Source organism: Nocardioides sp. NPDC127514 (assembly GCF_040302125.1).
Classification (GTDB): domain Bacteria; phylum Actinomycetota; class Actinomycetes; order Propionibacteriales; family Nocardioidaceae; genus Nocardioides.
Genome location: NZ_JBEORF010000002.1, coordinates 83,413 through 103,993 on the forward strand (window position 1 = coordinate 83,413; position 20,581 = coordinate 103,993).

Sequence of the window (20,581 nt, forward strand, 5' to 3'; positions counted from 1 at the left end):
GTCGATGACGGTGACACCAGTGGTGCCCGCGCCCCGGACGACGCGCGGTCCAGGCGGCTCGGGCCGCCTGGGCGGGCGGTGGACACGGTTCGCCCTGCGCCGCGGCGGGCGGCTGCTGGTGTCGCTGTTCGTGCTGGTCACCGCCGCGTTCGTGATGATCCACCTGGTGCCGGGCGACCCGGTCCGGGCCGCGCTCGGGATGACCGCGCCGACCGAGGTCGTCGAGGCGAGGCGGCAGGCGCTCGGCCTCGACGACCCGCTGCTGACCCAGTACCTGGACTATCTCGGCGGTCTGTTCCGCGGCGATCTCGGCGAGTCGATCCAGACCCAGCTTCCCGTCGGCGAGACGATCGGCCGGCGGCTGGGCGCCACGGTCTCGCTCGGCCTCATCGCCTTCGCCCTCGCGCTCCTGATCGCCGTCCCGCTCGGTGTCGCCGTGGCGGTCGCGACTCGGCGCGGCCGGCGGCAGCGTACGTCGCTGGGGTTCGCCTCCAGCAGCGTCGTGATCGGCTCCATCCCCGACTTCCTGGTCGGTGTGGTGCTGGTCGCGGTCTTCGCGGTCGGCCTCGGCTGGTTCCCTGTCGCGGGCCGCGAGGACGGGGCCGCCTCCTACGTGCTGCCCGTCCTGGCCCTGGCGATCGGCCCGGCGGCGATGCTCGCCCGGATCGTCCGCGTCGAGATGGTCTCCGTGCTGGAGTCCGACTACATCCGCACCGCCCGGGCCAAGCGGCTCCCGGCACGACGGATCCACCTGGTGCACGCGCTCCCGAACGCGGTCACCGCGACGCTGACCCTCGGCGGGATGCTGCTCGCCTCGATGGTCGCGGGCACGGTGCTGGTCGAGAACGTCTTCGCCTGGCCCGGGCTCGGCAGCACCATCGTTTCGTCGATCGTCACCAAGGACTATCCGGTCGTGCAGGGCACGGTGCTCGTCTACGGAGTGATCGTGCTGGTGGTCAACACGCTCGTCGACGTCGCGCTCGCGCTCCTCGACCCGCGCTCGACCGTGGGGGAGGCGTGATGAGGGCGCTGCGTACGCCGGTGGGGGCGCTCGGCGCCGGCCTGCTCGCGGCGGTGCTGCTGATGGCCGTCCTCGCTCCGGTCGTCTTCGGCGACGGGGCTGCCGCGGTCGACACCGACAACCTGCTCGCCGGGCCCTCGGCGGAGCACTGGTTCGGCACCGACAACGCCGGCCGCGACCTGTTCCTGCGGGCGCTGGTGGCCACGAGGCTCTCGGTCTCCCTGGCGCTGCTCGCGACCGCGATCGCCGTGCTCACCGGGCTGGTGCTCGGATCGCTGCCGTGGCTGCTCGGGCAGCGGCTCGGGCGGCCGGTGACCGCGCTGGTCAACATCCTGGTCGCCTTCCCCGGACTGCTCCTGGTCCTCTTCCTGGCCACCGTGTTCGGGGTCGGAGCCCGCGGAGCGGTGCTGGCGATCGGGTTCGCCGGTGCGCCCACGTTCGCCCGGCTCTGCCAGACGCTGATCGCCGGCATCGCCTCCCGCGACTACGTCGCAGCGGCCGAGATCGCCGGGCTCGGCCGGATCCGGATCCTGGTGCGGCACGTGCTGCCCAACGTCGCCGAGCCGCTCGTCGTCAACGCGACCATCGGGGCAGGCGGCGCGCTGCTCGCCTTCGCCGGCCTCTCCTTCCTCGGTCTCGGTGTCCAGGCGCCGGCGTACGACTGGGGGCGGCTGATGCAGGACGGTCTGGCCGGGATCTACCTCCACCCGCTCGCCGCGCTCGCGCCGGGGATCGCGGTCGTCATCGCCGGCCTCGCCTTCAACCTCACCGGCGAGGCGGTCGCGGGGGCGCTCGGCGTGACACCGGTCATCGGGCCACGCGCCTGGTCGGTGCCGGTTCGCTCAGCTGCCGAGAGGGCGTCCGCGCCGGCCGACGAGCTGGTGCTCGACGTACGCGACCTCGCCGTCGCCTTCCCAGGTCCGTCGGCCCCGGTCGTGCCGGTCCGCGGCGTCTCCCTCTCGCTGCGGTCCGGTGAGGCCGTGGGGATCGTGGGGGAGTCGGGGTCGGGCAAGTCGCTGACCGCGCTCGCGATCGCCCAGCTCGTCGAGGAGCCCTGCCGGGTCACCGGCGAGGTCACCCTCTGCGGCACCGACCTGCACGACGGCGGCCACCACGAGGACCTGCTCGGCACCTCGCTCGCCGTGGTCTTCCAGGACCCGATGACCTCGCTCAACCCGGCGATGCGGGTCGGTCCGCAGCTCGCCGAGGTGAGCCGCTTCCATCAGGGGCTCGGCCGGCGGGACGCGCTGGCCCGCGCCGTCGACCGGCTGCGCGCCGTGCGCCTGCGGGACCCGGAGCGGGCCGCCCATGCGTACCCGTTCGAGCTCTCCGGCGGCATGCGCCAGCGCGCCATGATCGGGATGGGCCTGATGGGCACGCCACGGCTGATCATCGCCGACGAGCCCACGACCGCCCTGGACGTCACCGTCCAGAAGCAGGTCCTGGCGCTCCTCGAGGACGTACGCCGCGAGCACGGCACCGCAATCCTGCTGATCTCCCACGACGTGTCCGTCATCGGCGAGATCTGCGACCGGGTGCTGGTGATGTACGCCGGCCGCATCGTCGAGGAGCTCGCCGCCGGTGATCTCCACAGCGGCGCCCGCCACCCCTACACCCGGGCGCTGGTCGCCGCGGTCCCGTCGATGAGCACACCGCGGGACCAGCCGCTGGCCACCATCCCGGGTCAGCCGGTCGACCCCGCCGCGGTGCCTCCGGGGTGTGCGTACGCCGCCCGGTGCCCGCTCGCGACCGACCAGTGCCTGAGTGAGGAGCCTGCGCTCGTCGACGGGGTCGCGTGCTGGCGCGCAGGGGAGCCACTCCCGTCGGAGCAGGCGAGGCAGGTGAGCGTATGAGCGAGCGACAGCGAGCGACAGTGGGCCTCAGGCCGCCGCGTCCGTATTCTCCGCCCTTCGCTACGGAGGCGGCGGCATGAGCATGCGGTTCGAGCAGGTCAGCGTGCGGTTCGGACGCACCCAGGTGCTCCACGAGGTGAGCCTGGAGGTGCCCGACGGGACGATCGTCGGGCTGGTCGGGGAGTCGGGTTCGGGCAAGTCCACGCTCGCGCGGGCCGCGGTCGGGCTGGTGCCGGTCAGCGCCGGGCGGATCCTGGTCGACGGCGTCCCCGCCGGCCGACGCTCGGGCGTCCAGATGGTCTTCCAGGACCCCTACTCCTCCCTCGACCCGCGGATGAGCATCGGCGAGAGCATCGCCGAGGCCATCCCTGGCCGGCCTTCGAAGGCGGAACGAGCCGATGAGGTCGCCCGCCTCCTCGAGCTGGTCCACCTCGACCCGGGCCGCGCCGGCCAGCGCCCGGGAAGCCTCTCCGGCGGCCAGCGGCAGCGGGTCGCCCTGGCCCGGGCGCTGGCGGGCAAGCCGCAGGTGCTCATCGCCGACGAGATCACCTCGGCGCTCGACGTCTCGGTCCAGGGCGCCGTACTGAACCTCGTGCGTGAGATGCAGCGCGAGCTCGGCCTCTCGATGCTGTTCATCTCCCACAACCTGGCCGTGGTGCGCTACGTGGCGGACACGGTCGCGGTGATGAGCCACGGGCACATCGTCGAGCACGGGCCCGCGGCCGACGTCCTGGAGAACCCGACCCACCGCTACACCCAAGAGCTTCTCGCCGCCGTCCCCGGCGGCACCTCGCCCAAGCCCACCCCCACCAAGGAGACCTGATGACCATCGATTCCGCTCACTGGCAGACCCGGCTCGTCGAGCTGACCAAGAAGCACGGCGTCCCCGGGGCCCAGCTGGGCATCCTCCGGATCGGCCGCGACGGCGCCCAGGACGAGCAGGTCACCCTGGCCACCGGTGTGCTCCACCTCGGCACCGGCCAGCCCGCCACGACCGACTCCGTCTGGCAGATCGGCTCGATCTCCAAGGTCTGGACCGCGACCGTGGTGATGCAGCTGGTCGACGAGGGCAAGATCGCCCTCCACACGCCGGTCAAAGAGATCATCGAGGACCTCGAGCTGCGCGACCCCGAGGTCACCGAGAAGGTCACGATCCACCACCTGCTCACCCACACCAGCGGCATCGACGGCGACGTCTTCACCGACACCGGACGCGGCGACGACGTGCTGGAGAAGTACGTCGCCCGCCTCGGCGAGGCTGCCCAGAACCACCCGCTGGGCGCGACCTGGTCCTACTGCAACTCGGGCTACGTGCTGCTCGGACGGGTCATCGAGGTCGTCACCGGGCAGACCTGGGACCAGGCGATGAAGGAGCGACTCTTCACCCCGCTCGGCCTCACCCGCACCGGCACCCTGCCCGAGGAGGCGATGGTCCACGCGTTCGCGATGGGCCACCTCGGCACCGGCGACGACATCGCCCCCGCGCCCGTCTGGGGGCTGCCTCGCTCGTGCGGCCCGGCCGGCCTGATCACCGCGACCGCTGCCGACGTGCTCGCCTTCGCCCGGATGCATCTGAGCGGTGGGGTGGCGAAGGACGGCACCCGGGTGCTCTCCGCCGCGTCGGTGGCGGCGATGGCCGACTTCCAGGTCGACTGCCCGGAGAAGGACCTTCTCGGCGACTCGTGGGGCCTGGGCTGGTTCCGGTGCGACTGGCACGGGGCGCGCGCGATCGGTCACGACGGCAACACCATCGGGCAGGCCGCGTTCCTGCGGCTGCTTCCCGAGGCCGGCATCGCGGTCTCGCTCAACACCAACGTCGCCAGCGCCATCGCGCTCTACCAGGACCTCTTCGAGGAGATCTTCGCCGAGCTCGCCGACGTGCGCCTCCCGGACCGCTTCGAGATCCCCGCCGACGCACCCGACGTCGACATCACGCCCTACCTCGGCGAGTACTCCCGCGAGTCGGTGCTGGAGGAGGTCCTGGTCCTCGACGGCAAGCCGGTGATGCGGACGACCGTCTCCGGGCCCGTCGCCGACCTCGAGGGGGCCTCCGAGCCCGAGGTGCACGAGCTGGTGCCGGTCGCGGACGCGATCTTCGCCGTCAAGCCCGACAAGTCCGAGGCGTACTTCCCCGTGCGCTTCTACACGTTGCCGACCGGTGAGCGATACCTCCACTTCGGCGCCCGCGCGACCCCGAAGAAGGCCTGAATGCGTCAACCTCAGATCGATCTCCACCGGCTCCTGACCGACGTCCGGGAGCTGGTCGAGACCGAGTCGCCCTCCACCGACCTGGACGCCGTGGCGCGCTCGGCCGAGGTCGTGGCACGCCTCGGCGCGGCCCACCTCGGTGCTCCTCCGGAGCGTCTGGTCGTCGACGGGGTCACCCATCTGCGCTGGCGCTTCGGGTCCGCACCCCACGTCCTGCTGCTCGGCCACCACGACACGGTCTGGCCGCACGGCACTCTGGACAGGATCCGGTACGCCGTCACCGACGGTGTCCTGCGCGGCCCCGGCTGCTTCGACATGCTCGCCGGCCTGGTCATGGCGTTCCACGCGGTCGCCGCGCTGTCCTCTCCCGAGGGCATCTGCCTGCTGGTCACCGGTGACGAGGAGCTCGGCTCGCCGTCCTCACGCGCCCTCATCGAGGCCGAAGCCAGGGAGGCGTCGGCGGTGCTCGTGCTCGAGGCCTCGGTCGGCGACGGCGCGCTCAAGACGGCCCGCAAGGGGACCTCGATGTACGAGGTCGAGGTCGTCGGACGGGCCGCTCACGCCGGTCTGGAGCCCGACAAAGGCATCAACGCGACCGTCGAGCTGGCCCATCAGGTGCCGGCGGTGGCCGCGCTCGCCTCCCCGTCCGCGGGGACCACGGTGACCCCGACGTCCGCGTCGGCGGGCACGACGCTCAACACGGTCCCGGCGGTGGCCCGGTTCACGGTCGACGTACGCGCCTGGAGCGCCGCCGAGCAGGAGCGCGTCGACGCCGGGATGCGCGCCCTGGAGCCGGTGCTCGAGGGCGCGAAGCTGGTGGTGCACGGCGGGATCAACCGGCCGCCGCTAGAGGAGTCCATGTCGGCGGCACTGTTCGAGCGGGCCGTCTCGGTCGCCACCCGGCTCGGTCTGCCGGTTCCGGGCCAGGCGGCGGTCGGTGGAGCCTCCGACGGCAACTTCGCCGCCGGCGTCGGCACCCCGACGCTCGACGGGCTGGGCGCGGTCGGTGGCGGGGCACATGCTGAGGACGAGCACGTGCTGGTCGACCGGCTGGTCGACCGGACGCTGCTGCTGCACGGGCTGCTCGAGGACCTGGTGGCCGCTGGGTCGGCCGAGGGATCGAGGAGCCGGCCGTGACGCGGGCATGGGGGTCGTACGAACGAGCGGCCGCGGCCGCCCGGGTCACCGTCCGCGAGCTCGACGGCATCGTGGAGCTGCAGCGGGCCGAGCAGGTCCTCGGTGGGATCTGGGGCGTGCCGGACAACCCGCCGCTCGGGTCGGAGCTGATGCGCGCGATGCGCAAGGCCGAGGGGTACGTCGCCGGTGCCTTCGACGCGATCAGCGGCGAGATGGTCGGGGTCTGCGTCGGCTTCCACTCGGTGCCGGCGGCCCGCGCGATGCACAGCCACATCGCCGGCGTGGTCCCGCAGATGGCCGGCCGGCACGCGGGCTTCGCACTCAAGCTGCACCAGCGGGCCTGGTGCCTGGAGCGCGGGATCACCCTGATGGAGTGGACCTTCGACCCGCTCGTGGCCCGCAACGCCTACTTCAACCTGGCCAAGCTCGGCGCAAGGGTCGCGGAGTACCTACCCGACTTCTACGGCTCGATGGCCGACGGCATCAACGACGGCGAGGACGCCAGCGACCGGATCCTGGTGCACTGGGACCTGGGCTCTGCAGAGGTGGCGGCCGCGTGTGACGGCAGCCCGGTCGACGCGGTCGCGGTGGCCGCCGAGTCGCGCGGAGCCTCATGGGTCGCGGTGCCGCGCGACATCGAGGCGCTGCGGGTCTCCGACCCCGGCGAGGCCAGGGCATGGCGTACGAAGGTCCGCGAGCAGCTGATGAGCGGCCTGGAGTCGGGCCGGGTCGCCGGCTTCGATCGCGACAACGGATATCTGCTGGCCGGAACGGCCACGACGGAAGGAACCGCATGAAGCTGGAAGGGATGGAACTGCGACGGGTGTCGATGCCACTGGTGTCGCCCTTCCGGACCTCCTTCGGCACCCAGAACGAGCGCGACATCCTGCTGCTGCGCGCGGTGACCTCGCAGAGCGAGGGATGGGGGGAGTGCGTCGCGATGGCGGACCCGCTCTACTCCTCCGAGTACGTCGAGGCGACCGCGGACGTGCTCCGCCGGTTCCTGCTTCCGGCCCTGGCCGCGGCCGGCGGCGAGCTGGAGCAGCACGGGGCGTACGCGGTGGGGAAGGTGCTGCACCCGTTCAAGGGACACCGGATGGCGAAGGCGGCGCTGGAGATGGCGCTGCTCGACGCGGAGCTGCGCGCGGCCGGGAGATCCTGGGCCCGCGAGCTGGGTGCCGTGCACGACCGGGTGCCGAGCGGTGTCTCGGTCGGCATCTTCGACTCCGTGCCCCAGCTGCTGGACGTCGTCGGCGGCTACCTGGAGGCCGGCTACGTGCGGATCAAGCTCAAGATCGAGCCGGGCTGGGACGTCGAGCCGGTGGCCGCGGTCCGGGAGCGGTTCGGCGACATCCCGCTGCAGGTCGACGCCAACACCGCCTACACGCTGCGCGACGCCCGCCATCTGGCGAAGCTGGATCCGTTCGACCTGCTCCTCATCGAGCAGCCGCTGGAGGAGGAGGACGTCCTCGGCCACGCGAAGCTCGCCCGTCAGATCCGCACACCGGTCTGCCTCGACGAGTCGATCGTCTCCGCCCAGACGGCCGCCGCCGCGATCTCACTGGAGGCTTGCTCGATCATCAACATCAAACCCGGCCGTGTCGGCGGTTACCTGGAGGCCGTACGTATCCACGATCTCGCCGCCGCGCACGGTCTCGCCGTCTGGTGCGGTGGCATGGTCGAGACCGGGCTGGGCCGCGCCGCCAACGCCGCGCTGGGCGCGCTGCCGGGGTTCACCCTTCCCGGTGACATCTCCGCCTCCGACCGGTTCTACCGCACCGACATCACCGAGCCGCTCACCATCGAGGACGGCCACATGAGCGTCCCGACCGGCCCGGGGCTGGGAGTCACCCCGATCCCGGAGATCCTGGAGTCGTTCACCACCTCGACCGAATGGATCCCGCTCGGTGCGTAGCCCTGATGCGTCGTGCTGGGATCCGGCACTAGTATTCCGGACGTGAGCCAGCGTCCGCGCGCGAGCCTGGGCCGCGTTCTCGACGACCTGGGCGACACCCTGCTGGAGCTGCTGGCCGGCGACCCGGCCCACGACGGTGAGATCGGCGGCGTGGTGATCCACGATCCCGACGACGAGCCGGTGCACCCCGCCGGGGCGCTGGTGCTGGCCGTCGGGGTGCGGTCGGGCGAGCTGCCCGAGCTCGTTCGGGAGGTGGGCCGCCGCGGGGCGGTCGGGCTGGTCGTCCGTGCGCCCGTCGTGCTGACCGATGCCCTGGCTGCCGCGGTCGAGGAGAGCCGGACCGCCCTGCTGGGGCTGCGCCGCGGGGCGACCTGGGCGCAGCTGACCGCACTGCTGCGCTCGCTCCTCGCCGAGGGCGACATCGGCCCGGCCGAGGCGGAGACGCTCGGTGGTCTGCCCTCCGGCGACCTGTTCGCGGTTGCCAACGCGATCGGAGCGCTCCTGGACGCGCCGGTGACGATCGAGGACCGCAGCTCCCGGGTGCTGGCCTTCTCCGGCCGTCAGGACGAGGCCGACGCCTCGCGGGTCGAGACGGTCATCGGCCGCCAGGTTCCCGAACGCTACGCCCGGATGCTCACCGACCTCGGCGTCTTCCGCGAGCTCTACCGCGAGCACCGGCCCGTCGTCGTCGACCCGGCCCGTCTCGACGAGGACAGGATCAGCAAGCAGCGCGTCGCGATCGCGGTCCGCGCCGGCGACGAGGTCCTCGGCTCGATCTGGGCGGCGATGGACGGCGAGGTCACCCCCGAGCGGAGCGCGGCGCTGCGCGACGCCGCCAGTCTGGTCGCGCTCCACATGCTGCGGGTGCGGGCCGGCGCCGATGTGCAGCGGAGGCTGCGTACGGATCTGGTCAGCTCGGTCCTCGAGGGCGCGGCCGGTGCGCGAGACGCGCTGGGTCGGCTCGGCCTCGCCGGGCGTCCGGTGGTCGTGCTCGCCCTGGCGCTGCGGCACGAACCGTCGGCCGAGCACGAGCACGAGCCCGACCCGGGCGGCGCCAGCACGCTCGAGCGCGCCGCCGACGCGCTGGCGGTGCACCTCTCGGCCGCCGTGCCCGCCTCGGCGGTCGCGGTCGTCGGGGGCATCGTCCATGCCCTGGTCCCGCTCCCCGGCAACGGCTCCGAGCCCGAGGAACGGGCGGCTCGACTGGCCGGGGAGTTCTGCGAGCGACTCGGCACCCGGCTGCCGGTCGTCGTCGGCGTCGGCGGTGTCGGCTCGGACATCAGTGCCATCGTCGCCTCCCGTGAGGCCGCGACCCGGGCGATGCGGGTGCTCCGCGACGGCGTCGCCCCGGGCGGTGACACACGCTCGGTGGCGCGGCTCGCCGACGTCTACACCCAGTCGCTGCTCCTCGAGCTCCGCGATCTCGCGGCCGCGCGGGACGAGCATCCGGTCGGCCCGATCGCGCTGCTGCTCGACTACGACGAGCGCCACGACTCCGGTCTTGCCGAGACCCTGGATGCGTGGTTGGACGCGAACGGCGACGTACGCGCCGCTGCCTCCGCCCTCTTCATCCACCCCAACACGCTGCGCTACCGGCTGCGCCGGCTCGAGCAGGTCAGCGGCCTGGACCTCGCCGACCCGGAGCAGCGCTTCGGGGCGGCGCTCCAGCTGCGTCTCCTGGCGCTGCGCTGAAGCCCCACCCCGACGGGTCCCGCGCTCAGATCACCATCGCGACCACGGCCGCCGCGGCGAGGACGGTCGCGGCGACACGTACCCTCCCGATCGGCTCGCGCAGCACCAGAGCCGCCGAGAGCGCGACCCAGATCAGGCTCGAGCTGCGCACGGCGGCCACCAGCGAGACCGGGGCGTGCAGGGTGGCGTAGAGGCTGAGGACGTACGAGGTGGGGATCAGCACCGCGAGCACGGCCACGGTCCGGGCGTGGGTCCTGGCCTGGCGCAGCCCCTCGGCGTACTTCCCGTGCACGATCACGCTCCACAGCACCACCTGGATGACCGTGCCGACGGCGTAGTAGGCGATCGGGTCGAGGCCGCGCTCGACGACCACCCAGCCGTCGTAGGTCGTGTAGCCGGCGATCGAGACGGCGATGCAGGCCGACCACAGCAGCGGCTTCGCCTGCAGCGATCCCCGCGTGCGGACGGTCTCGAACAGCAGCGCCCCGACCGCTGCCGCCATCAGGAGTACGCCACCCCACTGCGCCCAGCTCAGCCACTGCCCGAGCACCACCATGCCGGTGAGCGCCACCACGACCGGGGCCAGACCGCGCGAGAGCGGGTAGATCTGGCTGACGTCGAAGTCCTGGTAGGCGACCTGGACCAGGCCCATGGTGAGCGCATGCATCGCGGTGCTGCCGAGCGAGAGCAGGAGGAGCTCCCACGTCACCGCGATGCCGTGCCCGCGCACGATCATCACCACCGCGGTGACAGTGACGACCAGACAACTCTCCACGATCGCCACCGCCCACAGCGCCGGCCTCCCCGCCGGCGCGATGGTCTTCGAAGCCGTGTTCCAGGCAGCGTGGGCGATCGCCGAGCCCAGGGCGAGAACGACTCCGAGCAGCAGCATTTGGGTGAGCCTACGGCGTCGCTGCACGCATCATGACCGGACTCCTCCTAGGGTGGGCCACTCCAACCCCACGACACCGAGGACTGTGATGGACCCCGTCGACCTGGCTCTGATGCTTCTCCGGCTCGCGGTGGGCGGCACGATGATCGCCCACGGCGTCAACCACTGGCGCGGAGGCGGCAAGATCGCCGGCACCGCGGGCTGGTTCGAGAGCCTCGGCCTGCGCCACGGCACCCTGCAGGCGTGGGCCAGCGTGGTGACCGAGATCGGTGCCGGCGTGCTGCTGATCCTGGGCCTCATCACGCCGCTGGCCGCTGCCGGCGTCGTAGGCGTGATGCTCGTCGCCGCGTTGCTCGCCCACCGGCCCAACGGGTTCTTCGTCTTCAAGGAGGGTTGGGAGTACGTCATGATCCTGGCCGTCGTCGCGGTCGTCCTCGGCGTCACCGGACCCGGCACGATCTCGCTCGACTCGGCCCTCGACATCGTCTACGACGGCTGGGTCGGCGGCGCGGTCGCGCTCGGTGTGGGTGTCCTCGGCACCGCCCTCCTCCTCGCCGCGTTCTGGCGCCCACAGCGTGACGACACGGCCGCTGAGGCCACCGACGAGGCGTGACCCCCGCCGCCGAGTCGGCGCGTCATGACGCGCCGACTCGGCGAAGGAATGGTTCAGCGGCGCGAGCGGACCCCGAGCCGTGCGGTCTCTCCGGTCGCGGAGCGCTCCAGCTCGGCGATGAGAGTGCGGGCGTCGTAGCGGCCCTCGTGGCGGTGTGACCCGACGAAGAACGTCGGGGTGCCGCGGGCGCCGCTGGCGTTGGCCGAGGCCATGTCCTCGCGCACGTGCTCGGCCAGCGCCGGATCCTCCAGGTCGCGAAGGAACTGCTCGACGTCCAGCCCGAGGACACCGGCGTAGCCGGCCAGGTCATGGTGCTCGAGCTCGTTCTGGTGCTCGAAGAGGTGCTTGTGCATCTCCCAGAACTTGCCCTGCCTGGCGGCGGCCTCGGCGGCGACCGCGGCCAGCTCGGCATGCGGGTGCTGGGTGAGGGGCAGGTGGCGTACGACGTAGCGGATCCGGGGTCCGAAGTAGTCGCGGACCTCGTTGGCGGTGCCGGTGGCACGGGCGCAGAAGGGGCACTCGTAGTCCAGGTACTCGACGAGGGTGACCTCGGCGTCCTCGGTGCCGTAGATGTGGTCGCGCTCCGGGTCGACCGGGGGAGAGAGCAGCTTCGGCAGGGCGGCGTCCCGCTGCCCGAGGAAACGCGCGGCGAGCTGGAAGATCACCCAGCCGAGCGCGGAGGCGATCACGACGGCGAGCAGCACGCCGACGACCGCGTCGCGCTGGAGCGTCTCGGAGTCGAAGGCGAGGGTGGTGATCAGCAGCGCGACGGTGAAGCCGATCCCGGACAGTGCCGCGCCGCCGAGAACATGGCCGCCACCGACGCCCTGCGGCAGCCTGCCGAGCCGCAGCCGCGTGGCCACGAGCGCGCCGCCGCCGATCCCGAGCGTCTTGCCCAGGACCAGTCCGGCCACGACGCCCCAGGTCACCGGCGAGCTCAGCGCCTCGCCGAGCACTCCGTTGCGCAGGTCGACGCCCGCGTTGGCGAGCGCGAAGACCGGCACGATGAGGTAGCTCGTCGGTACGTGCAGCGTCTCCTGGAGCCGCTCGTTCACCGAGATCGTGCGGGTGAGCTCGTCGCGGGTCTCACGCTGCAGCGTCGGCAGCGGCGACTGCCGGAAAGCACGGAACCGCGAGGTCGCGACCTCCATCTGGGCCCGGGTCGGCTCCGCTGCCGGCACCAGGAGGCCGGCCAGCATCCCCGCGATCGAGGCGTGCAGCCCGGCACCGAGCGTGGCCACCCAGGCGATCAGGACGAGAAGTACGTAGGGCCCGGCCCGCCACACCTTGACTCGGTCGAGCACGAAGATCCCGACCAGGGCCAGCCCGGCGACGACCAGCGGGCCGACCTCGAGATTCTCGGTGTAGGCGACCCCGATCACGCTGACCGCGACGATGTCGTCGATGACGGTAAGCGTGAGCAGGAAGATGCGCAGCTGGGTCGAGACCGCCGGCCCGACCAGGGCCAGCATGCCGAGCAGGAACGCGGTGTCGGTGCCGATCACGATGCCCCATCCGCGTGCCGCCTCACCGGAGGGGTTCAGCAGCACGTAGATCAGTGCCGGCAGCAGCAGTCCGCCCGCGCCGGCGATCAGGGGCACCACCATGCGGCGGCGGTCGGTGAGCTCGCCGACGGCGAGCTCGCGGCGTACCTCCAGGCCGACGACGAAGAAGAAGACCACCATCAGGCCGTCGTTGACCCAGTGGTGCAGGTCCATCGACAGGCCGACGTCGCCGAACCTGACCGAGAACACCGTCTCCCACAGGTGCTCGTAGCCGTGCGACCACGGCGAGTTGGCCCAGGCCAGCGCCAGCAGCGAGGCGATCACCAGCAGCGCGGCGCTCGTCGACTCCAGATGCATGAAATGCCGCAGCCTGGTGCCGAGCTGCCCGGTCAGGTCCTCGTCACGCCGGCACCTCGTCTGCTGTTTTCCCACGGAACGATCCTAAGCCGGGCCAGCGCCGTGACCCGGGGCTGTCCGCGTGAGAGTCGCCTCAGTGCCGGCCGGTCGGGTCGGTCGGAGATCATGTGGCGGTCGCCACAGGCGTTACACGAATGTCCAACAGATGCGTGACCTGTCACCCACATCGTCGTTAGCCCATCTGACGGCGGGTAACAGCCGGATGACAGCGCCGAACCAAGTGGCGCGACCCGGTACTCAGCCGTGCATGGGGGCTTCCGGTGTATGCGTCCGGGTACCGACAGGCGCAAACACACACATCGTGGACATAGCCCGATCGAACTATGTCCAATAGGTCCTACGACTCATATTTTGTAGAGGATAAAGTCCTTTCAAGTCTTCCTTGAAAGTCTGGATGGGAGTTAGATGGGCAACATGACAACTAGGCGTTCTCGGCCCGGCCGCCCTAGGCATGTTCCCGATTCAGGTACGACCTCACCGCGCGACCAGATCCTGGATGCCGCATCGCGGCTGTTCGTCTCCCAGGGTTTCGCGGCGACGTCTACCCGCGAGATCGCCGACATGGTCGGCATCCGCCAGGCGTCCCTCTACTACCACTTCGCGGGGAAGGACGAGATCCTCGGCGAGCTGCTCCGCCGGTCGGTGCGACCGACCACGGACAAGGTCGAGAAGATCCTCGACCAGGTGCCGCCTCTCGACTACGAGACCGCGCTCTACCTGCTGGTCCTCGTCGACGTACGCACCCTCGCCGACGTGCCGCACAACGTCGGCATGCTCTACCAGCTCCCCGACGTGGCCAAGTGCGAGGTCTACGACGAGTTCCGCAACGAGCACGCGGAGCTGGCCGGCCACTACGCACACCTGGCCGGCGAGATCGCCTCGAAGACGGTGCGCTCGACGGTCAGCCGCAAGCAGCTGGGCGACCTGCTCATCCAGCAGGTCGAGGGCGTGATCAACATGCGCACCGAGGACCCGAACCGTCGGATCCCGTGCCGCGAGGCTTGGGCGATCGCCGCCACCTGCCTGCGGATCTGCGACGTGCCGCAGGAGAAGATCGACGCCGCGGCACCCATCGCCATCGAGCTGCTCCCGCAGTTCATCGACGAGAAGGTCGTCGAGCCGGCCTGAGGCGGATAACCCGGTGGACGCGGGTGCGTGCGTAGGTTTCGATGTGGGCATGACCCTCTTCGTCTCGCACACCACCATCGACTGCCACGACGCGTACGCGCTCTCGGAGTGGTGGAAGGCTCTGCTCGGCTACGTCGACGTGGAGGGTGACCCGAACCTCCCCGGTCACGAGGAGTGCATGATCCTCGATCCGGAGACCGGCCACCGGCTGCTGTTCATCGAGGTGCCGGACGAGGAGCTGCCCGCCAAGCGGATCCATCTCGATCTGCGCCCGCGCACCGGCACCCGCGACGAGGAGGTCGAGCGGCTCCTCGAGCTCGGCGCGACCCAGATCGCCGACCACCGCGGGAAATACGGCCCCGGGACCGGCTGGGTCATCTTCGCCGATCCCGAGGGCAACCAGCTCTGCGTGCTGCGCTCCGAGGCGGAGGTCGCCGCGCAGGAGGCGCAGGCCTCAGGGGCGTAGCAGCTCATACATGCTGGAGAAGCCCTGATCGCCGTGGCCCTGGGCGATCCGGCGGTCCATCAGCGACTTCACCTCGCGCATCCGGACCGCCTCGACGCCGGTCGACTCCCGGTGCCCGATCAGGTCGTCCATCAGGGCCGCCTGGACGTCGAGCGACCCGAGGTCGGGGCCGTACGTCTTGCTCTTGATCGCTCCGGCCATCATCCTCAGGAGGCCGGCGTAGCCGTTCAGCGACCCGACAAGCCGCTCGGTGAACGCCTCCAGGTCCATGCCCTCCCTCTCCACCAGGTCGAGGGTGTGCAGGAAGCCGATCAGGAACTCGTAGCCCATCGCGACCTGAGCGTTGAACTCCACGGCCGCGAACCCGGCGTCGGGTCCGTGGTAGAGGACCGTGCCGAGCTCCCGCAGGGCCGGCTCTGCGGTCTCGTAGGCGCCGCGGTCACCGCTGAAGGCGAGCGACACCCTGGGCGTGCCGACATCAGGCGGGTCTCCCATGACCTTGCCGTCCACATAGACCGCCCCGCGCTCGATGGCCCAGGTCTCGTTGGCCCGGGCCTGGGCGGGGGAGCCACTGGTCAGGCTGACCAGGGTGTGGCCGGCGGCCGCGTCGCCGACGGACTCCAGGACGTCCTCGACCGCGGTGTTGTCCAGCAGGCTGAGGATCGTCAGCGGGCTGGCCGCCACCGCCTTCGCCGCCGTGGACGCGACGGCGGCTCCCGCGTCGGCGAGCGCCTCGGCCTTGTCGGCCGTCCTGTTCCAGACCGTGGTCCGGTAGCCGCGCTCGAGGTACGTCCGGGCGATCGCCGATCCCATGTTGCCCATCCCGATCACGGTCACCGCGGGTCGGTCGTTGCGTTCCGTCATGGTCCAGCTCCATCTCTCTCGTGGTGGATCACCATCGTCAAAGATGAAGTTGACTTGAGGTCAAGGAGATTGCCGTCGGGCTAGCCGGTCTCCACCGGGAGGTCGTGGTTGCTCCACTGGCTCCACGAGCCGGGGTAGAGCGCGGCGTCGTAGCCGGCGATCGCCAGCGCGGCGACCTCGTGGGCGGCGGTGACACCGGAGCCGCAGTAGGCGGTCACCGGGGAGCCGGCCTCGACCCCGAGCTCGGCGAAGCGGGCCCGGAGCTCCTCGACCGGCAGGAACCGGCCGTCAGCCCCGAGGTTCTCGGCGGTCGGCGCGGAGACCGCGCCGGGGATGTGGCCGGACTTGGGATCGACGGGCTCGACCTCGCCGCGGTAGCGCTCGGCCGCGCGGGCGTCGAGCAGAAGACCCTCGTACGCCTCGACCTGCTCGAACGGCAGCACCGGCAGGTGGCCCGGGGTGAGTGTCACCGTGCCGGGCTCGGGCTCGACGTCGTCGGTGGCCAGCGGATGTCCGGCGGAGGTCCAGGCGCCGAGGGCGCCGTCGAGGAGGCGTACGTCGGCGACGCCCGCCCAGCGCAGCAGCCACCAGGCGCGAGCGGCGGAGGTGTTGCCGACGGCGTCGTAGGCGACCACGGTGTCACCCTCGGAGATGCCCCACCGGCGGGCGGCGGCCTGCAGGTCCGCGAGCTCGGGGAGCGGGTGGCGGCCGTCGGTGGGCTCGCCGTGGCGGGCCAGCTCGGTGTCGAGGTCGACGTAGACGGCGCCGGGGATGTGGCCCTCGAGGTAGGACTGGTGTCCGGGCGGGCCGCCGAGCTGCCAGCGTACGTCGAGGAGGACCGGGGGCTGGTCCGAGGCGAGCGCGGTCGCGAGCTCGTCGGCGTCGATGAGTACGTTCACGGGTGAAGTCTTTCAGGAGAAGGTGGGTGGCTCATAGGCACGCACGGGCGGTGTCGGGCCGTCGTAGCGGGTCACCGAGACCAGGACGTGGGCGCCGGTGTTGGACTGGGTCAGCGACGAGGTCGGCAGGTCGCGGGTGAGCACGTTGACGTTGCCGTTGATGCAGTCGGCTACGTCCGGGGCGCTGGGGTCGAACCAGGCACCGGTGTGCATCTGCGCGACGCCGGGGAGCAAGGCGTCGGTGGTGCGTACGCCGGCCAGGAGGCTGCCCTGGGCGCTGCGAACGAGTGCCAGGTCGCCGTCGGCGAGGCCTCTGGCAGCAGCGTCGTCGGGGTGGAGGCGGATCGGCTCGCGGCCGGCGACCTTGGTGGCCTGGCTGGCCTCGCCCATGTCGAGCTGGCTGTGCAGCCTGTGGGAGGGCTGGTTGGCGAGCAGGTGCAGGTCGTACTTCACCGCGGACGGCGATCCCCACCACTGATCGGGCTCGCGCCACTGAGCGTGTCCGGCGAGGTCGTCGAGGCCGAAACTGTCGATGGTGGACGACCACAGCTCGAGCCGGCCGCTGGGGGTCTCGAGCGGGTGCGCGGCGGGGTCGCGGCGGAATGCCGAGAAGGCCGCGTCCTGGTAGAGCTCCTGCGGCAGGTCGATTCCACCGGCGGCCCAGAACTCGTCGAAGGTTGGTGCTCCGGCCGGTGTTGTCGGCAGCTGGCACCAGTCCTCGTAGAGCCGGCGCAGCCACTGCCCGGAGGTGAGGCCCTCGTCGACGTCGGCACCCAGACGCCGGCCGAGCTCACCGTAGATCCACAGCTCCTCGCGTGCCTCGCCAGGCGGCTCGGTCGCCTTCGGCATGGTCCGCAGCCTGCGGTCGCCCGCGCCGGCGGCGAGATCGTCGCGCTCGAGCGTCGAGGCGACCGGGAGGACGATGTCGGCGTGCCGCGCGGTCGCGGTCCAGTGGGTCTCGTGGACGACGAAGGTGTCGAGCCGGCCGAACGCGGTGCGTAGCCGGCCGAGGTCTTGATGGTGGTGGAACGGGTTGCCGCCGGCCCAGTAGGCGAGCCGGATGTCGGGATAGGTCAGGACCTGGCCGTCGAAGGCGAACGGCTCGCCCGGACGGAGCAGCAGGTCCGAGATCCGGGCGCACGGGATCAGGTCGGCGACCGGGTTGGCGCCCTGCGGGAAGGTCGGCAGCGGCACCGGTGCGACGCCGACGCCGTAGTCGCCTATCGACCCGTAGCCGTGCGTGAAGCCGCCGCCCGGCAGCCCGATCTGGCCGAGGAAGGCCGCCAAGGTCAGCGCCGCCCAGACCGGCTGCTCTCCGCGCTCGCCCCGCTGCAGGGCGTAGGCGACGTTGACCAGGGTGCGTCCGGCCGCCATCTCGTGGGCCAGCCGCCGGATCCGTTGCGCCGGGGTGCGGGAGATGGCCGCGGCCCACTCGGGGGTCTTGGCAACGCCGTCGGACTCGCCGAGGACATAGGCGCGCACCTGGTCGGCGCCGACCGTATGGGTGGCCAGGAACGCATCGTCGGCGAGACCGTCGACGACGAGGACGTGGATCAGCGCGAGTATCACCGCGGTGTCGGTGCCGGGCATCACCCCGATCCACTCGGCGTCGAGCCCGTCAAAGGCGTCGTCGCGCTGCGCGCTCAACGAGACGACCCGGGTGGTCGCGCCGGCCCGGGTCGCCGCCCCGGTGCCGATGTGGCGGTCGTGCCCGCCGGGGACCACCCAGGTGTTGGAGCGCCGCAGCCCGCCGAAGGTCACCAGCAGGTCGGTGTGATCGGCGATCTGCGGCCAGGAGACCGGCCGCGAGCGGAGCTCGGTCATCGCCGCCCGCCCGATCAGGTGGGGGAGAAGCACCAGGCTTGCGCCCCGGCTGTAGTCGCTCACCGAGCGGGTGTAGCCGCCGATCCGGTTGAGAAACCGGTGGAGCTGGCTCTGTGCGTGGTGGAGCCGCCCGGCGCTGCTCCAGCCGTAGGAGCCACCGAAGATCGCACTGTTGCCATGGGTCTCGACGATCCGGCCGAGCTCGCCCGCGAGCAGGTCGAGCGCGGTGTCCCAGCCGACCTCGACGTACGTCTCCTCGGGTGAGCCGCGACCATCGCTGGGTCCGGGGCCGTCCTCCAGCCAGCCTCGCCGGAGGGCCGGGCGGAGCACCCGGCTGCGGTGGCGCTGACCGGTCACCACGTTGCCGATGGCGGGGGAGGCGTCGGGGTCGTCGGGGTGTGGCCTGGCCGCGAGGAGCTCGCCGTCCGGACCGACGTCGACCTCGAACGTGCCCCAGTGGGCGCTGGAGGAGACCGCGCTCATGCTGTCTGCGGGATCGGCCGCTCGGCGAGCTCCTGGCCGGGGATGGCCGCGACCAGCTCGCGGGTGTAGTCGGTGAACGGCCGAGACAGCACCCTGCCGACCGGTCCCTGCTCGACGATGCGGCCACGGTTCATCACCGTGACCGTGTGCGCGATCTGGCGCACGATCGCCAGGTCGTGGGAGACGAAGACGTAGGTCAGCCCGAGCTCGACCTGCAGACCGAGGAGCACCTCGAGGATGTCGGCCTGCACGCTGACGTCGAGCGCCGAGGTCGGCTCGTCGAGGACGATCACGTCCGGGCGCAGCACCAATGAGCGGGCGATCGCGACGCGCTGGCGCTGCCCACCGGAAAGATTCGTCGGGCGCCGGCCGAGCAGGCTCTCGTCCAGTCCGACCGCGGCGAGGGCCTCGCGGACCCGCTCGTCCCGCTCCCGCCGGGTGCCGACCCGGTAGCGGTCCAGCGGCTCCCGGATGATGTGCCGGATCCGCCAGGTGGCGTCCAGCGAGGTGAACGGGTTCTGGTAGACGAGCTGGAGATGACGACGTACGCCACGCAGGTCGGCGTGGGTCCGGTGGCTGACCGTCTCTCCGTCGACCAGCACCTCGCCGGTGGTCGGCTGTTCCAGGCCGAGCAGGAGACGTACGGCGGTGGTCTTGCCCGACCCGGACTCGCCCACGAGCGCGTGGGTGGTGCCGGGAGCGACCCTGAAGGAGGCGTCCGAGACGGCGTGCAGGTCCTGGCCCTCGACGGTGAACGTCTTGCCGACCTCGCGGAACTCGATCCTCGGCACGGACTCGTTCGCGGCCGCCGTCACCTCGCTGTCGCGGAGGGCGGCGTAGCGGTCGGGGTTGAGGGCGGGTACGTCACCGTGCAGCTTGCGGGCGTAGCCGGAGGCCGGGGCGGCGAACACCTGCCGGGTGGGGCCGGCCTCCTGGACGGTGCCGTCCTTGAGCACCACGATCTCGTCGGTGCGGTCGGCGGCGATGGCCAGGTCGTGGGTGATCAGCAGCAGGCTGATGCCGCGTTCCTCGCGAAGCTCGGAGAGGAGATCGAGGATCCGCTTCTGGATGGTCACGTCGAGGGCCGAGGTCGGCTCGTCGGCGATGATCAGCTTCGGTTCGGGGATGATCGTCAGCCCGATCAGCACCCGCTGCAGCATCCCGCCGGAGAGCTGGTGCGGGTAGGAGTCGAAGACCCGCCGCGGGTCGTCGAGACCAACCCGCGCGAACGTGTCGAGCACCAGTTCGCGCCGCTCTGCGCCGCTGTGCTCGCCGTCGAGGAGCCTGGTCGCCTCCAGCGCCTGCGAGCCGACGGTGCGCACCTGGTTGAGCGAGCTGGTCGGGTCCTGCGGGATGAATCCGAGCTCACGGCCGCGCAGCGGCCGGAACCGTCGCTCGGGCAGGTCGAGGATCTCCCTGCCGGACAGGCGCACCGAGCCGGTGGCACGGCCGAGGTCACGGGGGAGCAGCCGCAGGATCGAGCGGGCGATCGTGGACTTGCCGGACCCGGACTCGCCGATCAGGGCGAGGCCGGAGCCCGCGGTGAGCGCGAAGCTGACATCGGTCACGACCTGCGTACGCCCGTAGGAGACCGAGATTGACTCGGCGGCCAGCAGCGGGTCGGACGGTGTCGACGGGGGAGAGGTGTTCGTCATGGATGCTCC

17 protein-coding genes are annotated in these 20,581 nt (G+C 71.6%); 11 read left to right on the plus strand and 6 right to left on the minus strand.

The window, feature by feature from the left end; all coding sequences use genetic code 11:
• The first annotated feature begins 4 nt into the window (after positions 1-4).
• The 8 genes from ABTX24_RS01865 to ABTX24_RS01900 all read left to right on the plus strand — a co-directional run bounded on the left by ABTX24_RS01865 (position 5) and on the right by ABTX24_RS01900 (position 9,826).
• A complete protein-coding gene (locus tag ABTX24_RS01865) occupies positions 5-1,021 on the plus strand; it encodes an ABC transporter permease (protein WP_350837016.1) in 1,017 nt (338 codons plus the stop codon).
• Entirely contained in the window at positions 1,021-2,874 is a 1,854-nt protein-coding gene (locus ABTX24_RS01870; RefSeq protein WP_350837018.1) for a dipeptide/oligopeptide/nickel ABC transporter permease/ATP-binding protein, read from the plus strand. The genes ABTX24_RS01865 and ABTX24_RS01870 overlap by 1 nt, the downstream gene beginning before the upstream one ends.
• A 76-nt stretch (positions 2,875-2,950) precedes the next feature.
• Positions 2,951-3,697 (plus strand): ABC transporter ATP-binding protein, encoded by a 747-nt coding sequence (locus ABTX24_RS01875; RefSeq protein WP_350837020.1) that lies wholly within the window; start codon positions 2,951-2,953, stop codon positions 3,695-3,697.
• Positions 3,697-5,082 (plus strand): serine hydrolase domain-containing protein, encoded by a 1,386-nt coding sequence (locus ABTX24_RS01880; protein WP_350837022.1) that lies wholly within the window; start codon positions 3,697-3,699, stop codon positions 5,080-5,082. Before ABTX24_RS01875 ends, ABTX24_RS01880 begins: the two co-directional genes overlap by 1 nt.
• Complete coding sequence (locus ABTX24_RS01885) at positions 5,083-6,219, plus strand: M20 family metallopeptidase (RefSeq protein ID WP_350837024.1); 1,137 nt, start codon at positions 5,083-5,085, stop codon at positions 6,217-6,219.
• Entirely contained in the window at positions 6,216-7,016 is an 801-nt protein-coding gene (locus ABTX24_RS01890; protein WP_350837026.1) for a GNAT family N-acetyltransferase, read from the plus strand. Before ABTX24_RS01885 ends, ABTX24_RS01890 begins: the two co-directional genes overlap by 4 nt.
• Complete coding sequence (gene menC / locus ABTX24_RS01895) at positions 7,013-8,134, plus strand: o-succinylbenzoate synthase (protein WP_350837028.1); 1,122 nt, start codon at positions 7,013-7,015, stop codon at positions 8,132-8,134. Before ABTX24_RS01890 ends, menC begins: the two co-directional genes overlap by 4 nt.
• A gap of 42 nt (positions 8,135-8,176) precedes the next feature.
• Positions 8,177-9,826, plus strand: a complete 1,650-nt coding sequence (locus tag ABTX24_RS01900) for a PucR family transcriptional regulator (protein ID WP_350837030.1) — start codon at positions 8,177-8,179, stop codon at positions 9,824-9,826.
• A gap of 25 nt (positions 9,827-9,851) precedes the next feature.
• On the opposite strand, the gene ABTX24_RS01905 is transcribed toward ABTX24_RS01900, so the two are convergent.
• On the minus strand, positions 9,852-10,718 hold the full coding sequence (locus ABTX24_RS01905; RefSeq protein ID WP_350837032.1) for a DMT family transporter: 867 nt from the start codon (positions 10,716-10,718) through the stop codon (positions 9,852-9,854).
• A gap of 88 nt (positions 10,719-10,806) precedes the next feature.
• Here ABTX24_RS01905 and ABTX24_RS01910 point away from each other — a divergent pair, with 88 nt between their 5' ends.
• A complete protein-coding gene (locus ABTX24_RS01910) occupies positions 10,807-11,331 on the plus strand; it encodes a DoxX family protein (RefSeq protein ID WP_160024009.1) in 525 nt (174 codons plus the stop codon).
• Between the two features lie 53 nt (positions 11,332-11,384).
• On the opposite strand, the gene nhaA is transcribed toward ABTX24_RS01910, so the two are convergent.
• Positions 11,385-13,268 (minus strand): Na+/H+ antiporter NhaA, encoded by a 1,884-nt coding sequence (nhaA, locus tag ABTX24_RS01915; protein ID WP_350837033.1) that lies wholly within the window; start codon positions 13,266-13,268, stop codon positions 11,385-11,387.
• Between the two features lie 399 nt (positions 13,269-13,667).
• Here nhaA and ABTX24_RS01920 point away from each other — a divergent pair, with 399 nt between their 5' ends.
• Both ABTX24_RS01920 and ABTX24_RS01925 read left to right on the plus strand, forming a co-directional pair.
• Complete coding sequence (locus ABTX24_RS01920) at positions 13,668-14,381, plus strand: TetR/AcrR family transcriptional regulator (RefSeq protein WP_350837035.1); 714 nt, start codon at positions 13,668-13,670, stop codon at positions 14,379-14,381.
• A 49-nt stretch (positions 14,382-14,430) separates the two neighbouring features.
• Positions 14,431-14,847, plus strand: coding sequence for a VOC family protein (locus ABTX24_RS01925; RefSeq protein WP_160024004.1), 417 nt, complete (start codon positions 14,431-14,433; stop codon positions 14,845-14,847).
• Here ABTX24_RS01925 and ABTX24_RS01930 read toward each other — a convergent pair.
• The 4 genes from ABTX24_RS01930 to ABTX24_RS01945 form a co-directional block, all read right to left on the minus strand.
• The gene (locus ABTX24_RS01930) at positions 14,836-15,711 is read right to left on the minus strand and encodes an NAD(P)-dependent oxidoreductase (protein WP_350837037.1); all 876 of its coding nucleotides are present in this window, start codon (positions 15,709-15,711) and stop codon (positions 14,836-14,838) included. The two genes, ABTX24_RS01925 and ABTX24_RS01930, sit on opposite strands and share 12 nt — an antisense overlap.
• 80 nt (positions 15,712-15,791) lie before the next feature.
• On the minus strand, positions 15,792-16,610 hold the full coding sequence (locus ABTX24_RS01935) for a sulfurtransferase (protein WP_350837039.1): 819 nt from the start codon (positions 16,608-16,610) through the stop codon (positions 15,792-15,794).
• A 12-nt stretch (positions 16,611-16,622) separates the two neighbouring features.
• Positions 16,623-18,917: a molybdopterin-dependent oxidoreductase gene (locus ABTX24_RS01940; protein WP_350837041.1), complete on the minus strand. Its 2,295-nt coding sequence runs from the start codon at positions 18,915-18,917 to the stop codon at positions 16,623-16,625.
• Positions 18,914-20,572 carry a dipeptide ABC transporter ATP-binding protein gene (locus tag ABTX24_RS01945; protein WP_350837043.1) on the minus strand — a complete coding sequence of 553 codons (1,659 nt, stop codon included), beginning with the start codon at positions 20,570-20,572 and terminating at the stop codon, positions 18,914-18,916. The genes ABTX24_RS01940 and ABTX24_RS01945 overlap by 4 nt, the downstream gene beginning before the upstream one ends.
• Positions 20,573-20,581 lie beyond the last annotated feature (9 nt).

Excerpts from the sequence above, each read along its gene's own strand:
- ABTX24_RS01910 (WP_160024009.1), top strand. The coding sequence starts at position 10,807 with ATGGACCCCGTCGACCTGGCTCTGATGCTTCTCCGGCTCGCGGTGGGC.
- ABTX24_RS01875 (WP_350837020.1), top strand. The coding sequence starts at position 2,951 with ATGAGCATGCGGTTCGAGCAGGTCAGCGTGCGGTTCGGACGCACCCAG.
- ABTX24_RS01925 (WP_160024004.1), top strand. The coding sequence starts at position 14,431 with ATGACCCTCTTCGTCTCGCACACCACCATCGACTGCCACGACGCGTAC.
- ABTX24_RS01920 (WP_350837035.1), top strand. The coding sequence starts at position 13,668 with ATGACAACTAGGCGTTCTCGGCCCGGCCGCCCTAGGCATGTTCCCGAT.
- ABTX24_RS01870 (WP_350837018.1), top strand. The coding sequence starts at position 1,021 with ATGAGGGCGCTGCGTACGCCGGTGGGGGCGCTCGGCGCCGGCCTGCTC.
- ABTX24_RS01865 (WP_350837016.1), top strand. The coding sequence starts at position 5 with ATGACGGTGACACCAGTGGTGCCCGCGCCCCGGACGACGCGCGGTCCA.
- ABTX24_RS01945 (WP_350837043.1), bottom strand. The coding sequence starts at position 20,572 with ATGACGAACACCTCTCCCCCGTCGACACCGTCCGACCCGCTGCTGGCC.
- ABTX24_RS01940 (WP_350837041.1), bottom strand. The coding sequence starts at position 18,917 with ATGAGCGCGGTCTCCTCCAGCGCCCACTGGGGCACGTTCGAGGTCGAC.
- ABTX24_RS01885 (WP_350837024.1), top strand. The coding sequence starts at position 5,083 with ATGCGTCAACCTCAGATCGATCTCCACCGGCTCCTGACCGACGTCCGG.
- ABTX24_RS01930 (WP_350837037.1), bottom strand. The coding sequence starts at position 15,711 with ATGACGGAACGCAACGACCGACCCGCGGTGACCGTGATCGGGATGGGC.
- ABTX24_RS01880 (WP_350837022.1), top strand. The coding sequence starts at position 3,697 with ATGACCATCGATTCCGCTCACTGGCAGACCCGGCTCGTCGAGCTGACC.
- ABTX24_RS01905 (WP_350837032.1), bottom strand. The coding sequence starts at position 10,718 with ATGCTGCTGCTCGGAGTCGTTCTCGCCCTGGGCTCGGCGATCGCCCAC.
- menC (WP_350837028.1), top strand. The coding sequence starts at position 7,013 with ATGAAGCTGGAAGGGATGGAACTGCGACGGGTGTCGATGCCACTGGTG.